Source organism: Kribbella hippodromi (genome assembly GCF_039531045.1).
Taxonomy (GTDB): Bacteria; Actinomycetota; Actinomycetes; order Propionibacteriales; family Kribbellaceae; genus Kribbella; species Kribbella hippodromi.
The window spans coordinates 284,694-300,869 of sequence record NZ_BAAAPH010000008.1 but is presented as its reverse complement, the minus strand read 5'-3'; the positions used below and the strand labels follow the sequence as shown (position 1 = coordinate 300,869).

Annotated in this window: 14 protein-coding genes; 10 read left to right on the top strand and 4 right to left on the bottom strand. The window is 69.8% G+C overall.

All coding sequences use genetic code 11. The features are described 5' to 3' along the window. Nucleotide 1 precedes the first annotated feature (1 nt). Complete coding sequence (locus tag ABD260_RS15390) at nt 2–310, bottom strand: DUF3263 domain-containing protein (protein ID WP_344234187.1); 309 nt, start codon at nt 308–310, stop codon at nt 2–4. Between the two features lie 181 nt (nt 311–491). Here ABD260_RS15390 and ABD260_RS15385 point away from each other — a divergent pair, with 181 nt between their 5' ends. The 9 genes from ABD260_RS15385 (at nt 492) to ABD260_RS15345 (ending at nt 11,977) form a co-directional block, all read left to right on the top strand. Beyond that, nucleotides 492–1,895: an amidase gene (locus tag ABD260_RS15385; RefSeq protein WP_344234186.1), complete on the top strand. Its 1,404-nt coding sequence runs from the start codon at nt 492–494 to the stop codon at nt 1,893–1,895. Further along, nucleotides 1,886–2,887: a Gfo/Idh/MocA family protein gene (locus tag ABD260_RS15380; RefSeq protein ID WP_344234185.1), complete on the top strand. Its 1,002-nt coding sequence runs from the start codon at nt 1,886–1,888 to the stop codon at nt 2,885–2,887. The genes ABD260_RS15385 and ABD260_RS15380 overlap by 10 nt, the downstream gene beginning before the upstream one ends. Nucleotides 2,888–2,895: 8 nt before the next feature. Continuing rightward, on the top strand, nt 2,896–4,293 hold the full coding sequence (locus ABD260_RS15375) for an alpha,alpha-trehalose-phosphate synthase (UDP-forming) (protein ID WP_344234203.1): 1,398 nt from the start codon (nt 2,896–2,898) through the stop codon (nt 4,291–4,293). Beyond that, nucleotides 4,280–5,701 carry an FGGY family carbohydrate kinase gene (locus tag ABD260_RS15370; RefSeq protein WP_344234184.1) on the top strand — a complete coding sequence of 474 codons (1,422 nt, stop codon included), beginning with the start codon at nt 4,280–4,282 and terminating at the stop codon, nt 5,699–5,701. The genes ABD260_RS15375 and ABD260_RS15370 overlap by 14 nt, the downstream gene beginning before the upstream one ends. 76 nt (nt 5,702–5,777) lie before the next feature. After that, a complete protein-coding gene (locus tag ABD260_RS15365) occupies nt 5,778–7,046 on the top strand; it encodes a sensor histidine kinase (RefSeq protein WP_344234183.1) in 1,269 nt (422 codons plus the stop codon). After that, complete coding sequence (locus tag ABD260_RS15360) at nt 6,949–7,629, top strand: response regulator transcription factor (RefSeq protein WP_344234182.1); 681 nt, start codon at nt 6,949–6,951, stop codon at nt 7,627–7,629. The genes ABD260_RS15365 and ABD260_RS15360 overlap by 98 nt, the downstream gene beginning before the upstream one ends. 82 nt (nt 7,630–7,711) lie before the next feature. After that, nucleotides 7,712–9,964 carry an MMPL family transporter gene (locus ABD260_RS15355; RefSeq protein WP_344234181.1) on the top strand — a complete coding sequence of 751 codons (2,253 nt, stop codon included), beginning with the start codon at nt 7,712–7,714 and terminating at the stop codon, nt 9,962–9,964. A 33-nt stretch (nt 9,965–9,997) separates the two neighbouring features. Next, nucleotides 9,998–10,420: an aspartate 1-decarboxylase gene (panD, locus tag ABD260_RS15350; RefSeq protein WP_344234180.1), complete on the top strand. Its 423-nt coding sequence runs from the start codon at nt 9,998–10,000 to the stop codon at nt 10,418–10,420. A gap of 18 nt (nt 10,421–10,438) precedes the next feature. Then, on the top strand, nt 10,439–11,977 hold the full coding sequence (locus ABD260_RS15345; RefSeq protein WP_344234179.1) for an aminopeptidase P family protein: 1,539 nt from the start codon (nt 10,439–10,441) through the stop codon (nt 11,975–11,977). A gap of 625 nt (nt 11,978–12,602) precedes the next feature. Here ABD260_RS15345 and ABD260_RS15340 read toward each other — a convergent pair. Beyond that, nucleotides 12,603–13,004, bottom strand: coding sequence for an LppP/LprE family lipoprotein (locus tag ABD260_RS15340; RefSeq protein ID WP_344234178.1), 402 nt, complete (start codon nt 13,002–13,004; stop codon nt 12,603–12,605). Nucleotides 13,005–13,461: 457 nt separating this feature from the next. On the opposite strand from ABD260_RS15340, the gene ABD260_RS37580 reads away from it, so the two are divergent. After that, nucleotides 13,462–13,878, top strand: coding sequence for a pentapeptide repeat-containing protein (locus ABD260_RS37580; RefSeq protein WP_425553343.1), 417 nt, complete (start codon nt 13,462–13,464; stop codon nt 13,876–13,878). On the opposite strand, the gene ABD260_RS15330 is transcribed toward ABD260_RS37580, so the two are convergent. Next, on the bottom strand, nt 13,817–15,772 hold the full coding sequence (locus tag ABD260_RS15330) for a M13 family metallopeptidase (RefSeq protein WP_344234175.1): 1,956 nt from the start codon (nt 15,770–15,772) through the stop codon (nt 13,817–13,819). The two genes, ABD260_RS37580 and ABD260_RS15330, sit on opposite strands and share 62 nt — an antisense overlap. Before the next feature lie 106 nt (nt 15,773–15,878). Beyond that, a complete protein-coding gene (locus ABD260_RS15325) occupies nt 15,879–16,172 on the bottom strand; it encodes an HU family DNA-binding protein (RefSeq protein ID WP_344234174.1) in 294 nt (97 codons plus the stop codon). Between the last annotated feature and the right edge of the window lie 4 nt (nt 16,173–16,176).

Below are 16,176 nucleotides of genomic sequence, written 5' to 3'. Positions count from 1 at the left end.
CTCAGACCTCGATACCCAGTCGGCGTGCGGAGCGGGCGCGCTGCCGGGCGGCGCGGAGGCGGCGCAGGCGCTTGACCAGCAATGGGTCGTGCACGAGGGCCTCGGGCCGGTCGATCAGCGCGTTCAGGACCTGGTAGTACCGGGTCGCGGACATCTGGAACTGGTCCCGGATCGCCTGCTCCTTGGCCCCGGCGTACTTCCACCAATGCCGTTCGAAGGCAAGGATCTGGCCGTCCCGCTCACTGAGCCCCTCGACGACCGGCGGCGCAGCTTCGGCGGGGCCGGAAGAGCTGGCGTTGGCGCTGTCCATCTGCTGCTGACTCCTGTGCGGTCGGTGATCGTCCGTCCGCCTGCCACTGTACGTGCTGAACAACAGCAATGTCATTCACCCGTGACACGACACGAAGCGTGTCGGACGCGGGCGGCCGGACCGGACCAACTCTGGCAGGATCTTTGGGGTGAGCTCAACTTCTTCGAGCCGGGGTGATGGGGTGGGGAAGGAATCCGGCGCCACGGCGCTGGTGAACCAGCTGCAGGCGCGGATGCGGACGGTCGACCCGCTCATCAACGCCATCTGCACCCCCAACCCCAACGCCCTCACCGAAGCCGCCCGCCTCGACACGGAGCGTGACGAGGGACGCGTACGTGGACCGCTCCACGGCGTGCCTGTCCTGGTCAAGGACAACATCGACACCGCCGACCTGCCCACCACGGCCGGATCGCTGGCGCTCGCCGATCAGCCTCCGCCGCCCGAAGACGCTCCGCTCGTACGGCGCCTGCGCGACGCCGGCTGCGTGATCCTCGGCAAGACCAATCTGAGCGAGTGGGCCAACTTCCGCGGCTCGGCCTCGTCATCCGGCTGGAGCGCGTACGGCGGGCTGACGCGCAACCCGTACGCCCTGAACCGGTCCGCCGGTGGCTCGTCGAGCGGCTCCGGCGCCGCGGTGGCGGCCGGGCTCGCCGACTACGCGATCGGTACGGAGACCAACGGCTCGATCGTCTGCCCAGCCGCACTGAACGGTGTGGTCGGGATCAAACCCACCGTCGGCCTGATCCCCCAGCAGGGCATCGTCCCGATCTCGCACTCCCAAGACACCGCCGGCCCGATGACCCGTACGGTCGAGCAGGCCGCCGCGCTGTTGACAGTCCTCTCCGGCAGCAGCACGGAGTACGCGGACAACTGCCGCGGCACCGACCTCAGCAACGTACGCATCGGTGTCCCGCGCGGACCGCTCTGGGGCTACTCAACCGGCTTGGACCAGGTCAGCGAGCGCGCGCTCGGGCTGCTCAGCAGCTGCGGAGCAACCATCGTCGACCACCTGTCGTTGCCCACACCCGGCGGCGACGAGGACCAGCTCCAGGTGCTCGCCCACGAGCTCAAGGTGGACCTGGAGGCGTACCTGGCCACCCGCGCGCCGGGCGGACCGCGCACGCTGGACGAGCTGATTGCGTTCAACAACGACCACGCGGACGTCGAGCTGCGATGGTTCGGCCAGGAGCTGTTCGAGCGCGCCGCGGCGACGGAGGGCCTGAGCTCACCCGTGTACGTCGCCGCGCGCCTGACCGCGCTCCGCGCCGGGCGGGACGGGATCGACAACCTGCTCCGCGACAACCAGCTCGACGCGATCGTCAGCCCGGCGTACTCACCGGCCTGGTCGATCGATTTGGTGAACGGCGATCACGTTCTCGGCAGCTCGTCGTCGCACGCCGCGCTGGCCGGGTATCCACTCATCTCGGTGCCGTCCGGAACGGTCTCCGGACTGCCCGTCGGCCTCACCTTCGGCGGCACGGCCCGAAGTGAGGTCACGCTCATTCGCTTGGCTCACGCCTTCGAAACGGCGAGAATCGGTGCGGACGGACCGTTCCCGACCCCGGAGTTCACCCAGTGGGCATAGATCGTGTCAGATGGGGCATCGTTGCTACCGGCAACATCTCGACCCAGTTCACGCACGATCTGGGGTTGCTGCCCGACGACGCCGTCGCCACCGCGGTCGCGTCGCGGAGCCAGGACAGTGCCGATCGGTTCGCCGCCGAGCATGGCATCCCGAACGCGTACGACGACTACCGGAAGCTGATCGACTCCGGCCAGGTGGATGTCATCTACATCGGTACGCCACATCCGCAGCACTACGCGATCGCGCGGACAGCGCTGCAGGCCGGCGTCGCCGTACTGTGCGAAAAGCCCGTGACCCTCACCGCCAAACAGGCCCGCGATCTGATCGCGGTCGCCACCGAGCACCGCACCTTGTTCGCCGAGGCGATGTGGATGCGGACCAACCCGGTGATCCAGGCGCTGTTCGAGGACCTGAACCGCGGCGTGATCGGCGAGCCCCAGCAGGTGGTCGCGGACTTCGCCTTCCACAAGCCTGAGTTGCCCGCTCGCCTGCTCGATCCGGCGCTCGGTGGCGGCTCGCTGATGGACGGCGGCATCTACCCGATGACGTTCGCGTACATGGCGCTCGGCCGCCCGGCGGAAGTGAAGGCAGTCGGCGCGCTGAACGACGACGGTGTCGATCTCAACGTGGCAATGGCCTGGCGGCACGACAGTGGCGCGGTCGCGGCGCTGACCTGCGGCCTGCGTTCGCAGAACCCGTGGGTCGCGTCGATCAGCGGCCCGGAGGGCAGCCTGCAGCTCCCGCACCGCTTCCACCATCCTGACCACTACCTGCGCACGACTGCTTCCGGAACGGAGCGGATCGACGTCAGTACGCATGGGCGTGGGTACCACTATGAGGCAAGCGCGGTGAGTCAGGCGCTGCGTTCGGGGCTGATCGAGGTACCGGCTCTACCCCATCTCGGCACCGTCGAGATTCTCGGCCTGCTCGACGAAACCCGGAGACAGATCGGGGTCCGCTACCCCGGTGACGACGACGACCTGAGTGGATGACGCTGAAAATGCCGAACGGTAGGAGTTCCTTCGTAGTGGTGGCCAACCGGCTGCCGGTCGACCGACTCGAGATGCCCGACGGCAGCACCGCGTGGCGCCGTAGCCCCGGTGGCCTGGTGACCGCGCTGGCGCCGGTGATGCAGTCCCACCAGGGCGCCTGGATCGGCTGGACCGGCAGCGCGGACGAGAAGCTGGACCCGTTCGACAACGACGGGATGCACCTGGTCCCGGTGATGCTCACGGCCGAGGACGTGCAGCTGTACTACGAGGGGTTCTCGAACGCGACGCTGTGGCCGCTGTACCACGACGTGATCGTGGCGCCGGAGTTCCACCGGGAGTGGTGGGAGTCGTACGTCGCGGTGAACCGCCGGTTCGCGGAGGCGGCCGCGGAAGCTGCCGACGACAATGCGGTCGTCTGGGTGCACGACTACCAGTTGCAGCTGGTCCCGGCGATGCTGCGGCGGCTGCGTCCGGATGTACGGATCGGGTTCTTCCTGCACATCCCCTTCCCGCCGACCGAGCTGTTCGCGCAGATGCCGTGGCGCCGGCAGATCCTGGACGGGTTGATGGGTGCGGACCTGGTCGGTTTCCAGCGGCCCGGCGCCGCCTCGAACTTCGCCCGGCTGGCCCGGAACCGGATGGGCCTGCGGACCCGCGGCGACCGGATCCACTTGCCCGACGACCGGATCGTCCGGGCGAAGGCGTTCCCGATCTCGATCGACGTCGGCGAACTCGAACAGCTGGCCCGCCAGCCGGAGACCACCGCCCGCGCGGCCGAGCTGCGGCAGGAAGTCGGCAACCCACAGCACGTCCTGCTCGGCGTGGACCGGCTGGACTACACGAAGGGCATCCGGCAACGGATGCGGGCGTTCGGCGAGCTGCTGGACGAGAAGCGGGTGTCGGTGGACGACGCCGTCTTCATCCAGGTCGCCACACCCTCCCGGGAGCGCGTCGAGCAGTACCGGGTGCTCCGCGACGAGATCGAGCTGCTGGTCGGCCGGATCAACGGCGAGCACGGCAAGATCGGTACGCCGGCCATCAACTACCTGCACACGTCCTACTCGCGGACCGAGATGGCGGCGCTGTTCCGGGCAGCCGATGTGGCAGTGGTGACGCCGTTGCGGGACGGCATGAACCTGGTCGCGAAGGAGTACGTCGCCTGCCGGTACGACGACACGGGCGCGCTCGTACTGAGTGAATTCGCCGGTGCGGCGGATGAGTTCCGGCAAGCTTTCCTTGTGAACCCGCACGACATCAACGGTATGAAGGACACCATCGTCGACGCGATGAACACCGACGACCGCCAGCTCGGCCGCCGGATGAAGGCGATGCGCAAGCACCTCGCCGCGCACGACGTGAACATCTGGGCGCAGACCTTCCTGCGGGCACTGCATGACGAAGACTGACGGCCGGGTCCTCGCCCTGGACCTCGGTACGTCGTCCGCGCGGGCCCTCGTCCTGTCCGAAGCCGACGCGGCCCCGATCCCCGGTGCGCTCGCCCGGCACAAGATCTCCCCTACGTACGGTCACGACGGCTCCGCGACGCTCGATCTGCACCAGTACGTCGAAGGGCTGCTCGGCTGCCTGGACGAACTGCAGCAGAACGGCCATCTGGACGAGATCGGCGCGATCGTGCTGTCCTCGCAATGGCACTCGATCGTTGCCCTGGACAACAAGGGCGGCGCGCTCACGCCGGTGATCACCTGGGCCGACACCCGCACCGTCGACCTTGACCTAGGCACTTCCTTCGACGAGCGAGCCTTCCACGCCCGGACCGGCGCCTGGCTGCACCGGCTCTACTGGACCCGGCGGATTCCCTGGCTGCTCGCCGCCGGCTCGCCCGCCGCCTTCGCCGGGTTGCCCGATCTCGTCCTGGAGCGGCTGACCGGCGAACGCGTCGCCTCGGTCTCGATCGCGTCCGGCACCGGGACCCTCGACCTCGCGACCGGGGCGTACGACGACGAGGCGCTCGAGATCGCCGGGGTGAAACCCGATCGGCTGCCGTCGATCGTCGCGAGCGGCTGGACCGGGACGATCTCGGCCGAGTACGCCCGGCGCTGGCCTGGTCTGGTCGGCGTACCGGTGCATCCGCCGACCGGTGATGGCGCGGCGTCGAACGTCGGCACCGGCGGGTACGACATCGGCACAGCCGCGGTGACAGTAGGGACCTCGGCCGCCGTACGCGTCGTACACCCGATCGACGACGCACCGGAGCTGCCGTGGGAGCTGTGGCGCTACCGGGTCGATGATCAGCGTGCCGTGACCGGCATGGCGTTCTCCGCTGCTGGGAACCTGCACGCGTGGCTGACCGGCCTGCTGCAGCTGGAGTCCGACGAGCCGGCCGGCGTCGAGATCGGCGCGTCGCACGCGATCGCCATCCCGTTCATGGCCGGCACCCGGCCGCCCGCGACCGTCCCCGGCGGCTCGGGCGTATACTTCGGCCTGTCCTTCGACGACACCGCGGCGGACCTGCTCGCCGCGTCACTCCAAGGCGCGTCGCTGGAGATCGACCGCGGTTTGCGGCAGCTGGACGCCTTGTTCGGCCGGAAGCTGGATGTGGTTCTCGGCGGCGGCGGGATCGACGCGTCGGAGTGGTGGCGTCGCTGCCTGACGGCCACGTTCGACCGGCCGACCACAGTCTGCGCCGAGCCTGAGGTCGGCGCCCGCGGCGCAGCGGCAGTCGCGCTCGGCCTGTCGCCGTCGCCCGGCGGCGAGCACCTCACGCCGGTGCCGGCGGAGGCCGAGCGAGTCGCAGCGCTCCGGCAGCGGTACGAGACGCTCCGCGAACTCGCTGTTCAGGCCTCAGCTGTGTAGTACCGCGGCTGCGGTAGGGCCCGGATACGGCCGCAGGACGACGCGCGGCGGCGCAGGGTCACGTACTGTGAATGGCATGGACGCGGTGTCACAGCGGTGGCGGGGCCTGCGAGTGCCGCCACTACTGGTGGACGGCGTACTGGCCCTTGCGATCATGGTCATCACCGGCATCACGCTGGGACACCGGCTGCACGGACAGGTCGCACTGACGCTGTCCGGCACCGTGCTGATTACCGCCGGCGGGGTGTTCATGATGCTGCGCCGCCCGTTCCCCCTGACGTCACTCGCGCTGACCAGTGCGGTCGGGATCACGTACACGATCACGCAGCAGGCCAAGAGCCCGATCGGGCTGTTCATGGCCTGCTCGGCGTACATGGTCGTGATGCGGACCGAGCGGCGTACGCGCGCGGTGGCGATCGTCTCCGTGATGGCGGTCACCGTTGTCGCAGCAGCCGGGTACGCCGGTGGCGAACTGTTCGCGAACCTGATGAACGGGATCGTGGTGCTGTTCGGCGCGGCGATCGGCGAAGCGACGCGGTACCGGCGGGCGTACCTGCGTGAGCTGGAGGAACGTGCGCTACGGGCCGAGCAGTCCCGTGACGAGGAGGCGCACCGCCGGGTCACGGAGGAGCGGCTGCGCATCGCCCACGAACTCCATGACGTGATCGCCCACCACATCGCACTGATCAACGTACAGTCCGGCGTCGCGGCGCATGTGCTTCGTACCCAACCGGCTGAAGCGGAGCACGCGCTCGCACTGGTCCGTACGGGCGGCCGCACTGTCCTACAAGAGCTGACCGTACTGCTGGGCGTACTGCGGCGCTCTGGTTCGCCACTACCGACCGCACCGACTCCATCGCTGCAGGACCTGGATGCACTGATCAAGTCCTTCGCTGCAGCTGGGGTGCAGGTGAAGTGGGATCGGCCGGAAGCACTTGGTGCGCTGCCGGATGTCATCGAGCTCACCGCGTACCGCGTCATCCAGGAGTCACTGACCAACGTGCTGAAACACGCCCCTGGTGCCACGGCTCAGGTCACCATCACCCGTCGGCCCGGCTCTCTCAGTCTGTCCGTCGTTGACACCGGACGCGCTGCTACCGCCACCGTCGCTCATATAGGTGCGGGCCACGGACTGGTTGGCATGCGGGAGCGGGTTGCCGCTGTTGGCGGCCGGTTGACGACCGGACCGGAGCCGGCCGGTGGGTTCGCGGTCCGTGCAGTTTTGCCTTTGGAGACAGGAGTGATGAGTGACGATCAGGGTGTTGCTGGCGGACGACCAGACGCTGATCCGGAGCGGGTTCCGGGTGCTGGTGAGCTCGGCGCCGGACCTGCTGGTCGTCGCTGAGGCGTCGAACGGGCGGGAGGCGGTCGAGCTGGCCCGCAGCGAGCGGGCCGACGTGGTGTTGATGGACATCCGGATGCCGGAGCTGGACGGGCTCGCGGCGACCCGCTTGATCACCGCGGACGAGGCGCTGGCCGGGGTGAAGGTACTGGTCCTGACCACGTTCGAGGTGGACGAGTACGTCTTCGAGGCGATCCGGGCCGGTGCCAGCGGGTTCCTCGGCAAGAGCGTCGAACCGGCCGAGCTGATCGATGCGATCCGGGTGGTTGCCCGCGGCGACGCGCTGCTGTCGCCGAAGGCCGTGCGTGGGCTGATCAACCGCTTCCTGGCCGAACCCACACCCAGCCGGCCGACCGGTCCCACGGTGCTGGACGTACTCACCGAGCGCGAACGCGAGATCGTCGGCCTGGTCGCGCTCGGCCTGTCCAACGACGAGATCGCGGAGCGGCTCGTGCTGTCGCCGTCCACCGCGAAGACGCATGTCAACCGGGCGATGATGAAACTCGACTGCCGCGACCGCGCGCAGCTCGTGGTACTCGCGTACCAGACCGGCCTGGTACGACCGGGCGTACCGCAGTCGCAGTAGCCGGGTACGGCGATCGCGGTACGGACAGGTGTCCGCGATCGGGCGACGCGGAGGACGGTGTCGCGCCGGGAGTATCGAAAGCATGGCTACCTACCTCTACCGGCTCGGCCGCTTCGCCTTCCGCAGGCGCCGGCTGGTCGTCCTGATCTGGCTCGGGCTGCTGGCAGCCGGCGTCACCGGCGCGGTCACCCTCTCCGGGCCGACCGCCGCCGGCTTCTCGATCCCCGGCACCGAATCACAGCGCGCCGCCGACCTGCTGCACGACCGCTTCCCCCAGGCCGGCGCCGACTCCGCGACCGCCCGGATCGTCTTCCAGGCGCCGGCCGGCCAGAAGCTCGCCGACAACCCACAGGTGAAGCAGACGCTGGCCCGGATCGCCGCCACGCCACAGGTCGCCCACGTCGTCGACCCGTTCACCGCGAAGGCGATCTCACCGGACGGCCGCACCGGGTACGCCCAGGTGGCGTACACCGTCCGCGCCGCCGAGGTCGCACCCGAGGCCAACGACGCGGTGGAGGCCGCGATCGCGCCGGCGCGGGCCTCCGGCCTCACCGTCGAGTACGGCGGGGAGGCGCTGCAGCCGAGTGGCGCGCAACACCTGACCGAGGTGATCGGCATCGGCGTCGCCGCGGTCGTGCTGCTGCTCACCTTCGGCTCGCTCGTCGCGGCCGGCCTGCCGTTGCTGTCGGCAATCATCGGGGTGGGGATCGGCGTCACCGCGATCACGGCCCTCAGCGGCTTCGTCGACATCGGCTCCGGGACGTCGATCCTGGCGCTGATGATCGGCCTCGCGGTCTCGATCGACTACTCGCTGTTCATCATGTCGCGGTACCGGCACGAGCTGAGCACCGGTCTCGAACCCGAGGAGGCGACCGGGCGGGCTGTCGGCACGGCCGGGTCCGCGGTGGTGTTCGCGGGGCTGACCGTGGTGATCGCGCTGGGCGGGCTGTTCGTCGTCGGCATCCCGTTCCTCACCCAGATGGGCCTGGCGGCCGCGTTCACGGTGATCATCGCGGTCGGGATCGCCCTGACGCTGCTACCCGCCCTGCTCGGGTTCGCCGGGCCCAAGGTCTTCTCCGGGCGGCTGGCCCGGCTGCGGAGCCGGCGCGGGACGGCCGCGCGGACGGCTGGAGGACTGGCGGCTGTGCCGGACGGGCTGCCTGCTCAGGAAGCTGAGCGGGTCACCGTCGGGCGGCGGTGGGTGCGGTTCGTGACCAAGCGCCCGCTGGTGGTCCTGCTCGTCACCGTGATCGGCCTCGGCATCGTGGCCATCCCGGCGACCGATCTCAAGCTCGGCCTGCCGAATGACAGCACCGCGGCGCCCGACTCCACCCAGCGCAAGGCGTACGACCTGCTGTCCGAAGGCTTCGGCCCCGGCTTCAACGGCCCGCTGATCGTCGTCGTCGACGCCGGCAAGGCCGCCAGCCCGACGAGCGCGGCCGCCAACACCGCGGCCGCGATCCGGGACCTGCCGGACGTCAAGGTGGTCTCACCGCCGCGTTTCAACCCGGCCGGGAACACCGCGATCTTGACGGTCATCCCGGGCAGCGGCCCGAGTAGCACGCAGACGAGCGACCTGGTGAAGTCGATCCGCACTTTGCCGCGGCACGACGGCGCCGAGGTAGCGGTCACTGGCGCGACCGCGATCGGCATCGACATCTCGGACAAGCTCGGCAGCGCGCTCGTACCGTACCTGACCCTGATCGTCGGGCTGGCGTTCCTGCTGCTGACGCTGGTGTTCCGGTCGCTGCTCGTCCCGTTGAAGGCGACTCTCGGGTTCCTGCTCAGCGTGGCGGCGACCTTCGGCGCGCTGGTGGCGGTATTCCAGTGGGGCTGGCTGTCCGGCCTCTTCGGGATCACCGGGCAGACCGGGCCGGTGATCAGCATGCTGCCGATCTTCCTGATCGGAGTGGTGTTCGGGCTGGCGATGGACTACCAGATCTTCCTGGTCACCCGGATGCGCGAGGAACACGTCCACGGCGCGGCACCGAAGGCCGCTGTGGTCGACGGGTTCGCGCACAGTGCCCAGGTGGTGACGGCGGCCGCGATCATCATGATCGCGGTGTTCTCCGGGTTCATCCTGTCCGATCAGACCCTGATCCGGGAGATGGGCTTCGGACTCGCGCTGGCGGTGCTGATCGATGCGTTCGTGGTCCGGATGACGGTCGTCCCGGCGGTGATGGCACTGCTCGGGAAGCGCGCCTGGTCCCTGCCCCGGTGGCTGGACCGGATCCTGCCGCGCGTCGACGTGGAAGGTGACTCGCTGCGTACGCAACCGCCGGCTCCGCCGCGGGAGCCGGAGCTGGTTTCCGGCGGCCGTGATGACGGCCACTGACAAAGGTGCCGTTGCCGCCGGATGATGACCCGCATGTGGCGGCAACTGATGAAGTCGAAGGTGCACCGGGCGACGGTGACGCAGGCCGATCTGAACTACGTCGGCTCGTGCACGCTGGATGCCGAGCTGATGGCGGCGGCCGATCTGTTGCCCGGTGAGAAGGTGGACATCGTCGACATCACCAACGGTCACCGGTTGTCCACGTACCTGATCGAAGGCCCGCGTGGATCGGGCGTCGTCGGCATCAACGGCGCGGCGGCACACCTGATCCACCCGGGCGATCTGGTCATCCTGATCGCGTACGGGCTGTTCGACCCGGCCGAGGCAAAGGTTTTCGAGCCGAGCGTAGTCTTCGTGGACGAGCACAATGCGATCACCCGCATCGGCTCGGACCCCGCCGAGGCACTGCCCGACACGGACACCCTCCGCGGAGACCAACTGCACACCCAGGGTTGAAACGAGGACTGGTCGAGGATGACCGACACCACCGCGGACACCACCGCTTCTGCCACCGACGCTGCCGACGTTGCTGTTCAGGCCGGCGCTGTTGAGACGGGCGCTGTTGAGACGGGCGCTGCTGAGACCGGCGCCGAGAGTTCCGCGCCGAAGACGGCTTCGCATGACAACGAGCCGAGTCCGAAGTTGCGGGCGTTCATGAACGCAGGCTGGGCCGACTCCGAGCGGCACGACCTGGGCCTGGCCGACGTCGGCGGCTGGGCGGCGAAGCGGCGGGACGCGTTGTCGCAGGCGTTCCCGGGCGAGCGGCTCGTCATCCCGGCCGGCACCTACAAGGTCCGGTCCAACGACACCGACTACGTCTTCCGCCCGCACACCGACTACGTGTGGCTGACCGGCAACCAGACCTCCGACGCCGTCCTGGTCCTGGAGCCGAACGGCACCACCGGCCACGACCCGGTGCTGTACTTCCGCCCGCGCGCCGACCGCAGCCAGGGCGAGGAGTTCTGGCGCGACCGGATGTACGGCGAGCTGTGGGCCGGCCGCCGTCCGTCGCTGACCGAGACCGCGAAGGAATTCGGCATCGAGACCCGGCACGTCGACCAGCTGGCCGACGCGTTGAAGGGCGACGTACCCACCCGGGTCCGCCGCGCCGAGGACCAGTCGATCGCGTCGCTGCTGAGCGGCGCCAAGACCGACGATCTGAAGGACAACGAGCTCGCCGCGACGCTGTCCGAGCTGCGGCTGGTCAAGGACGCGTACGAGCTCGAGCAGCTTCGGGACGCGGTCGCGATCACGCACCGCGGATTCTCCGACGTGCTGGCCGAGATGGACCAGGTCCGGAAGTACGGCGAGCGCTGGATCGAAGGTACGTTCTGGCGGCGCGCCCGGGCCGAAGGAAACGACGTCGGGTACACGTCGATCGCCGCGGCCGGACCGCACGCGACCACACTGCACTGGATCGAGAACGACGGCACGGTCGACGACGGCACGCTGATGCTGCTCGACATGGGCGTGGAGAACCGGCAGCTCTACACCGCCGACATCACGCGTACGCTGCCGGTGAACGGTGAGTTCACGCCCCGCCAGCGCGACCTGTACCAGCTGGTCCTGGACGCGCAGAACGCCGGCATCGCGGCGCTCACGCCCGGGGCAGCGTTCCGTGCCGGGCATGAGGCGGCGATGGAAGTCATCGTGCACGGCCTGGACGCGATGGAGCTGCTGCCGGTGCCGGCCGCGGAAGCACTGGACCCGGAGAGCCGCCTGTACCAGCGGTACACCCTGCACGGCGTGAGCCACATGCTCGGCCTGGACGTCCACGACTGCGCCTCGGCCCGCAACGAAACCTACCGCCAGGGCACGGTGCAGCCCGGCTACGTCCTCACAGTCGAGCCCGGCCTCTACTTCCAGTCCGACGACCTCACCGTCCCCGAAGACCTCCGCGGCATCGGCATCCGCATCGAAGACGACATCCTGATCACCGAAACCGGCCCCGAAAGCCTCTCCAAAGCCATGCCCCGCACCATCGAAGAAATCCAAACCTGGATGGCGCCCTAACCCCACCACCCCCACCCCACAACCACGCGCGCGGTGATGCACGGCTCAACCGCCCGCGCCCGGTGCGACCGCCGGCGCCCGGTGCGAGCGGCAGTGCCCGGTGCGAGCGGCAGTGCACGACGACCACCCGCATCCGGTGCAGGCAGCAGTGCACCGCGCAACCACCCGCGCCCCGTGCAGGCGGCAGTCCACGGCACAACCACCCGCGCCCCGTGCGAGCGGCAGTGCACCGCACAACCACCCGCGCCCCGTGCGAGCGGCAGTGCCCGGTGCGACCACCCGCGCCCCGTGCGAGCGGCAGTGCCCGGCGCAACCACCCGCGCCCGGTACGAGCGGCAGTGCGCGGTGCGACCACCCGCGTCCGGTACGAGCGACAGTGCCAGGTGCAACCACCCGCGCCCGGTGCAGGCAGCAGTGCGCGGTGCAACCACCCGCGGCCGGTGCGAGCGGCAGTGCGCGGTGTGACCGCCAGCGTCCGGTGGAGATAGCGGTGGGTGATGCAACCGCCGGTAGTGGGCGGTGTGGCCCGGGCCGGCCGCCCACCACCGGCGGCCCTTCCCGGTGACTGGTCGGGACGGCTGGACTGGTGTGGGCGGTGGGGCTCGATGGGGTGCGTACGTCGGGCTTATGAGTTGAGGCGGATGGCTACCGGGGTGCCGAGGTGGGGGCGGGGGCCGCCGCTGGGGGCGAAGCCGTCGCCGTCCTGCCAGTTCCAATGGATCGTCACCGGTGCGAGTGACGGACAGCAGGCGGGGTCGCCGGCCGCGTAATGCGTGTACCGGATCGTGAAAGCCCCAGCACCACTGCCGGCCAGCCGCTGTACCCCGGTGGTCTCGGTGTCCCCGTCCCACCCGACGAACTTGTTGCCGTGGAAGAAGAACACAACTTGTCCGCCACCATCTGCGGCACCTGAGCGCGTACCGACAACCGCGGTGAGCTTCCCGGCACCACCATCCGAAACAGTCGCCCGCACCCCGCTCGGCACAAAATGCACGGCCGGCTGCTTCACTTCCACCGTCCGAGCCATCGCAGCACGAACCACCGCACCTGACACCCCACCCGCACCCGCCGACGCCGCCGGCGAAGTCGGCCGCGCAGAAGTAGTCGGCCGTGCCGGAGCAGTCGGTCGCGCGGGAACAGTCGCCGGAGCTCCCGTCGGCGTCACCGAATCACTCGGCAACCCGATCGGGTCCGTCCCCTGCCACCCCGCCGAAGCCCCCGAACTCGCCGGCACCGACGCCGGCGGCACAATCTGCCCAGGCGTCAACTGTCCACCCGTCGGCTGCCCCGCCGTGGTCTGCCCCGGCGTGGTGTTCCCGCCCGCCGGGGACTGAGCCACCCCCGAACCACCGGCCGAGCACCCCGCCAGCGCACCGGTCACAGTCATGGTCACCGTCACGGCAACCAACCCCAGCGCCTTCCGAACACCTGCCATCGTCAAACCCCTCGGTCGCTACCTCGCCTTGCCAGCAAAGTAGCGACCGATCAGCTCACCACAGTCACTCTCCGGCACCACACCCGCCGGCGCCACACTCTCCGGCGCCACGCTCTCCGGCACCGCACTCGCCGGCGCCACGCTCTCCGGCACCACACCCACCGGCCTCACACCCACCGGCACCGCGCTCACCGGCACCGCGCCGCCGGCGCTGCGCCCGCCGGCACCGCCACTCATCGGCACCGCACCCGCCGGCGCCACACTCTCCGGCACCGCGCTCACCGGCGCCACGCTCACCGGCACCACGCTCACCGGCACCACGCTCACCGGCACCACGCTCACCGGCACCGCGCCCGCCGGGTGGCGGGCGGCGGCGCGCGACCAGCGGGCCTTAGCTTTTGGAGTTACCAGATGCGGACGCGGTCGTCGGGGGCTAGCCACATGGCGTCTTCGGGGGTGGTGCTGAAGGTGGTGTGGAACTCGTCGATGTTCTTCACCACCGCGTTGCAGCGGAACTCCGGTGGGGAGTGTGGGTCGATGGTCAGGCGGCGGGCGGCTTCCTCCGGGCGGGTCTTGGTGGCCCAGGCGTGCGCCCAGGCGGCGAAGAAGCGTTCGCTGCCGGTGCGTCCGTCGATCGTCTCGTCCTCGGCACCGTCCAGCGACAGCTGATAGGCCACGTACGCGATCGACAACCCACCCAGGTCGCCGATGTTCTCGCCGAGGGTGAGCTTGCCGTTCACCTTCTGGCCAGGGGTTTCGGCCGGCTCCAGCAGGTCGTACTGCGCGACCAGCTTGTCGGTGCGCTGTTCGAACGCGGCCCGGTCCTGGTCGGTCCACCAGTCGTTCAGGTTGCCGTCGCCGTCGTACCGCGAACCCTGGTCGTCGAAGCCATGCCCGATCTCGTGCCCGATCACCGCGCCGATCGCGCCGTAGTTGGTGGCATCGTCGGCGGCCAGATCGAAGAACGGCGGCTGCAGGATGCCGGCCGGGAAGACGATCTCGTTCATCCGGGGGTTGTAGTACGCGTTCACGGTCTGCGGCGTCATCCGCCATTCGTTCCGGTCGACCGGCTTGCCGAGCTTCGCCAGGTCGCGCTCGGTCTCGACCGCGACCGAGCGGCGGACGTTGCCGAACAGGTCACCCGGGTCGACCTCGAGCGCCGAGTAGTCCTTCCACTCGTCCGGGTACCCGATCTTCGGCACGAAGGTGCCGAGCTTCTCCAGCGCCCGCTGCCGGGTGTCCGGACCCATCCAGTCCAGCGCCTCGATCCGCTGCCGGTACGCGGCGACCAGGTTCTGCACCAGGTCGACCATCCGGGCCTTGGCGTCCGGCGGGAAGTGCTCGGCAACGTACAGCTTGCCGAGGGCCTCGCCGAGCGCCTGCTCGACCGAGCCGACCGCGCGCTTCCACCGGTCGCGCAGCTCCGGCGCACCGGTCAGGGTCTTGCCGTAGAAGGCGAAGTTCTCGTCGACGAAGGCCTGGCTCAGCAGCGGGGCGGCGCTGTGCACGACCCGCCAGGTCAGCCACTCCTGCCACCGGCTCGGCTCGATCTCCTGCAGCGCGGCCGCGGCGGCAGTCAGGAAGTCCGGCTCGCGGACGACGACATCCGCGAACGCACTCTCCGGCACGCCCGCGCCGGCCAGCCAGGTCTTCCACTCCAGCCCGGGCGTCAGCTCCTCGAGGCCAGCTCGGTCCAGCTTGTTGTACGTCAGCTGGACGTCACGGTCCTTCACCCGGTCCCAGTGCGCGCCCGCGAGCCGGGTCTCCAGCTCCAGGATGCGCGCCGCGGCACCGGCCGGATCGGCCGCGCCGGCCAGCTCCAGCATCTTCGCCACATGCGCCACGAAGGCCGTCCGCAGCTCGGCGAAGTTGTCCTCGCGGTAGTACGACTCGTCGGGCAGGCTGAGGCCGCCCTGGGTCAGATACACGATGTTCTCGTCGGACTTCTTCGCGTCGGCGTCGACCCAGTAGTGGAAGACGCCCGGCACGCCCTGCAGCTCCAGCTGCCCGAGCACCCCGGCCAGCGCGGACGCGTCGGTGGCGCTCCGGACGAGCGCGAGCTGATCGGCGATCGGGGCCGCGCCCAGCCGCTCGATCGTCTCGGTGTCCATGAAGCTGGTGTAGAGGTCGGCGATCTTCCGCGGCTCGCTGCCGGCCGGATGCCCGGCCGCGACCGTCTTCTCGACGATCGCGCGGACGTCCTGCTCGGCGGTGTCCCAGAGCGCGTGGAACGCGCCGTGGATCGCCTTGTCCGCGGGAATCTCGTGCTCCGCCAGCCACGCCCCGTTCACGAACCGGTACAGGTCGTCCTGCGGCCGCACCGCGCCGGCCGCTCCCGCGCCGTCGATTCCTGCTGTCATCCTGACCCCTTGCTCCGTGTCGAGTTGCTGCCAGCGAACATACCCGGTTCGCCACGGCCAGGCCCGGACTTATCCACAGCCACTCGCACGTCCCCCAGGAGCCCAATCAGCCGGCCTGGCGTACGCCCCCGCGTGCCGCCGCCTTGAGCCGGCTCCCGCAGGACAGCCGCACCGAGTACCCGGCCGGAATCGACAACGGCTCACCGGTCTGCGGATTGCGCCCGGTCCGCGGCGCGCGCAGCACCCGCTCGATGCTGAGCAGCCCGGTCAGCGACACCTTCTCGCCGCGCTGGATCGCGTCGGTGACGACGTCGCCGAGTGCGTCCAGCACCCGCTCGGCCTGGTTCCGCGGGATGCCCGCCTGCTCCGCCACGCCACTGATCAGTTCGTTCCGGTTCACGAAT

Bases quoted from the DNA above. Each gene is read 5' to 3' on its own strand.
- ABD260_RS15390 (WP_344234187.1), bottom strand. From the start codon at position 310: ATGGACAGCGCCAACGCCAGCTCTTCCGGCCCCGCCGAAGCTGCGCCG.
- ABD260_RS15375 (WP_344234203.1), top strand. From the start codon at position 2,896: ATGCCGAACGGTAGGAGTTCCTTCGTAGTGGTGGCCAACCGGCTGCCG.
- ABD260_RS15370 (WP_344234184.1), top strand. From the start codon at position 4,280: ATGACGAAGACTGACGGCCGGGTCCTCGCCCTGGACCTCGGTACGTCG.
- ABD260_RS15365 (WP_344234183.1), top strand. From the start codon at position 5,778: ATGGACGCGGTGTCACAGCGGTGGCGGGGCCTGCGAGTGCCGCCACTA.
- ABD260_RS15355 (WP_344234181.1), top strand. From the start codon at position 7,712: ATGGCTACCTACCTCTACCGGCTCGGCCGCTTCGCCTTCCGCAGGCGC.
- panD (WP_344234180.1), top strand. From the start codon at position 9,998: ATGTGGCGGCAACTGATGAAGTCGAAGGTGCACCGGGCGACGGTGACG.
- ABD260_RS15345 (WP_344234179.1), top strand. From the start codon at position 10,439: ATGACCGACACCACCGCGGACACCACCGCTTCTGCCACCGACGCTGCC.
- ABD260_RS15340 (WP_344234178.1), bottom strand. From the start codon at position 13,004: ATGGCTCGGACGGTGGAAGTGAAGCAGCCGGCCGTGCATTTTGTGCCG.
- ABD260_RS15330 (WP_344234175.1), bottom strand. From the start codon at position 15,772: ATGACAGCAGGAATCGACGGCGCGGGAGCGGCCGGCGCGGTGCGGCCG.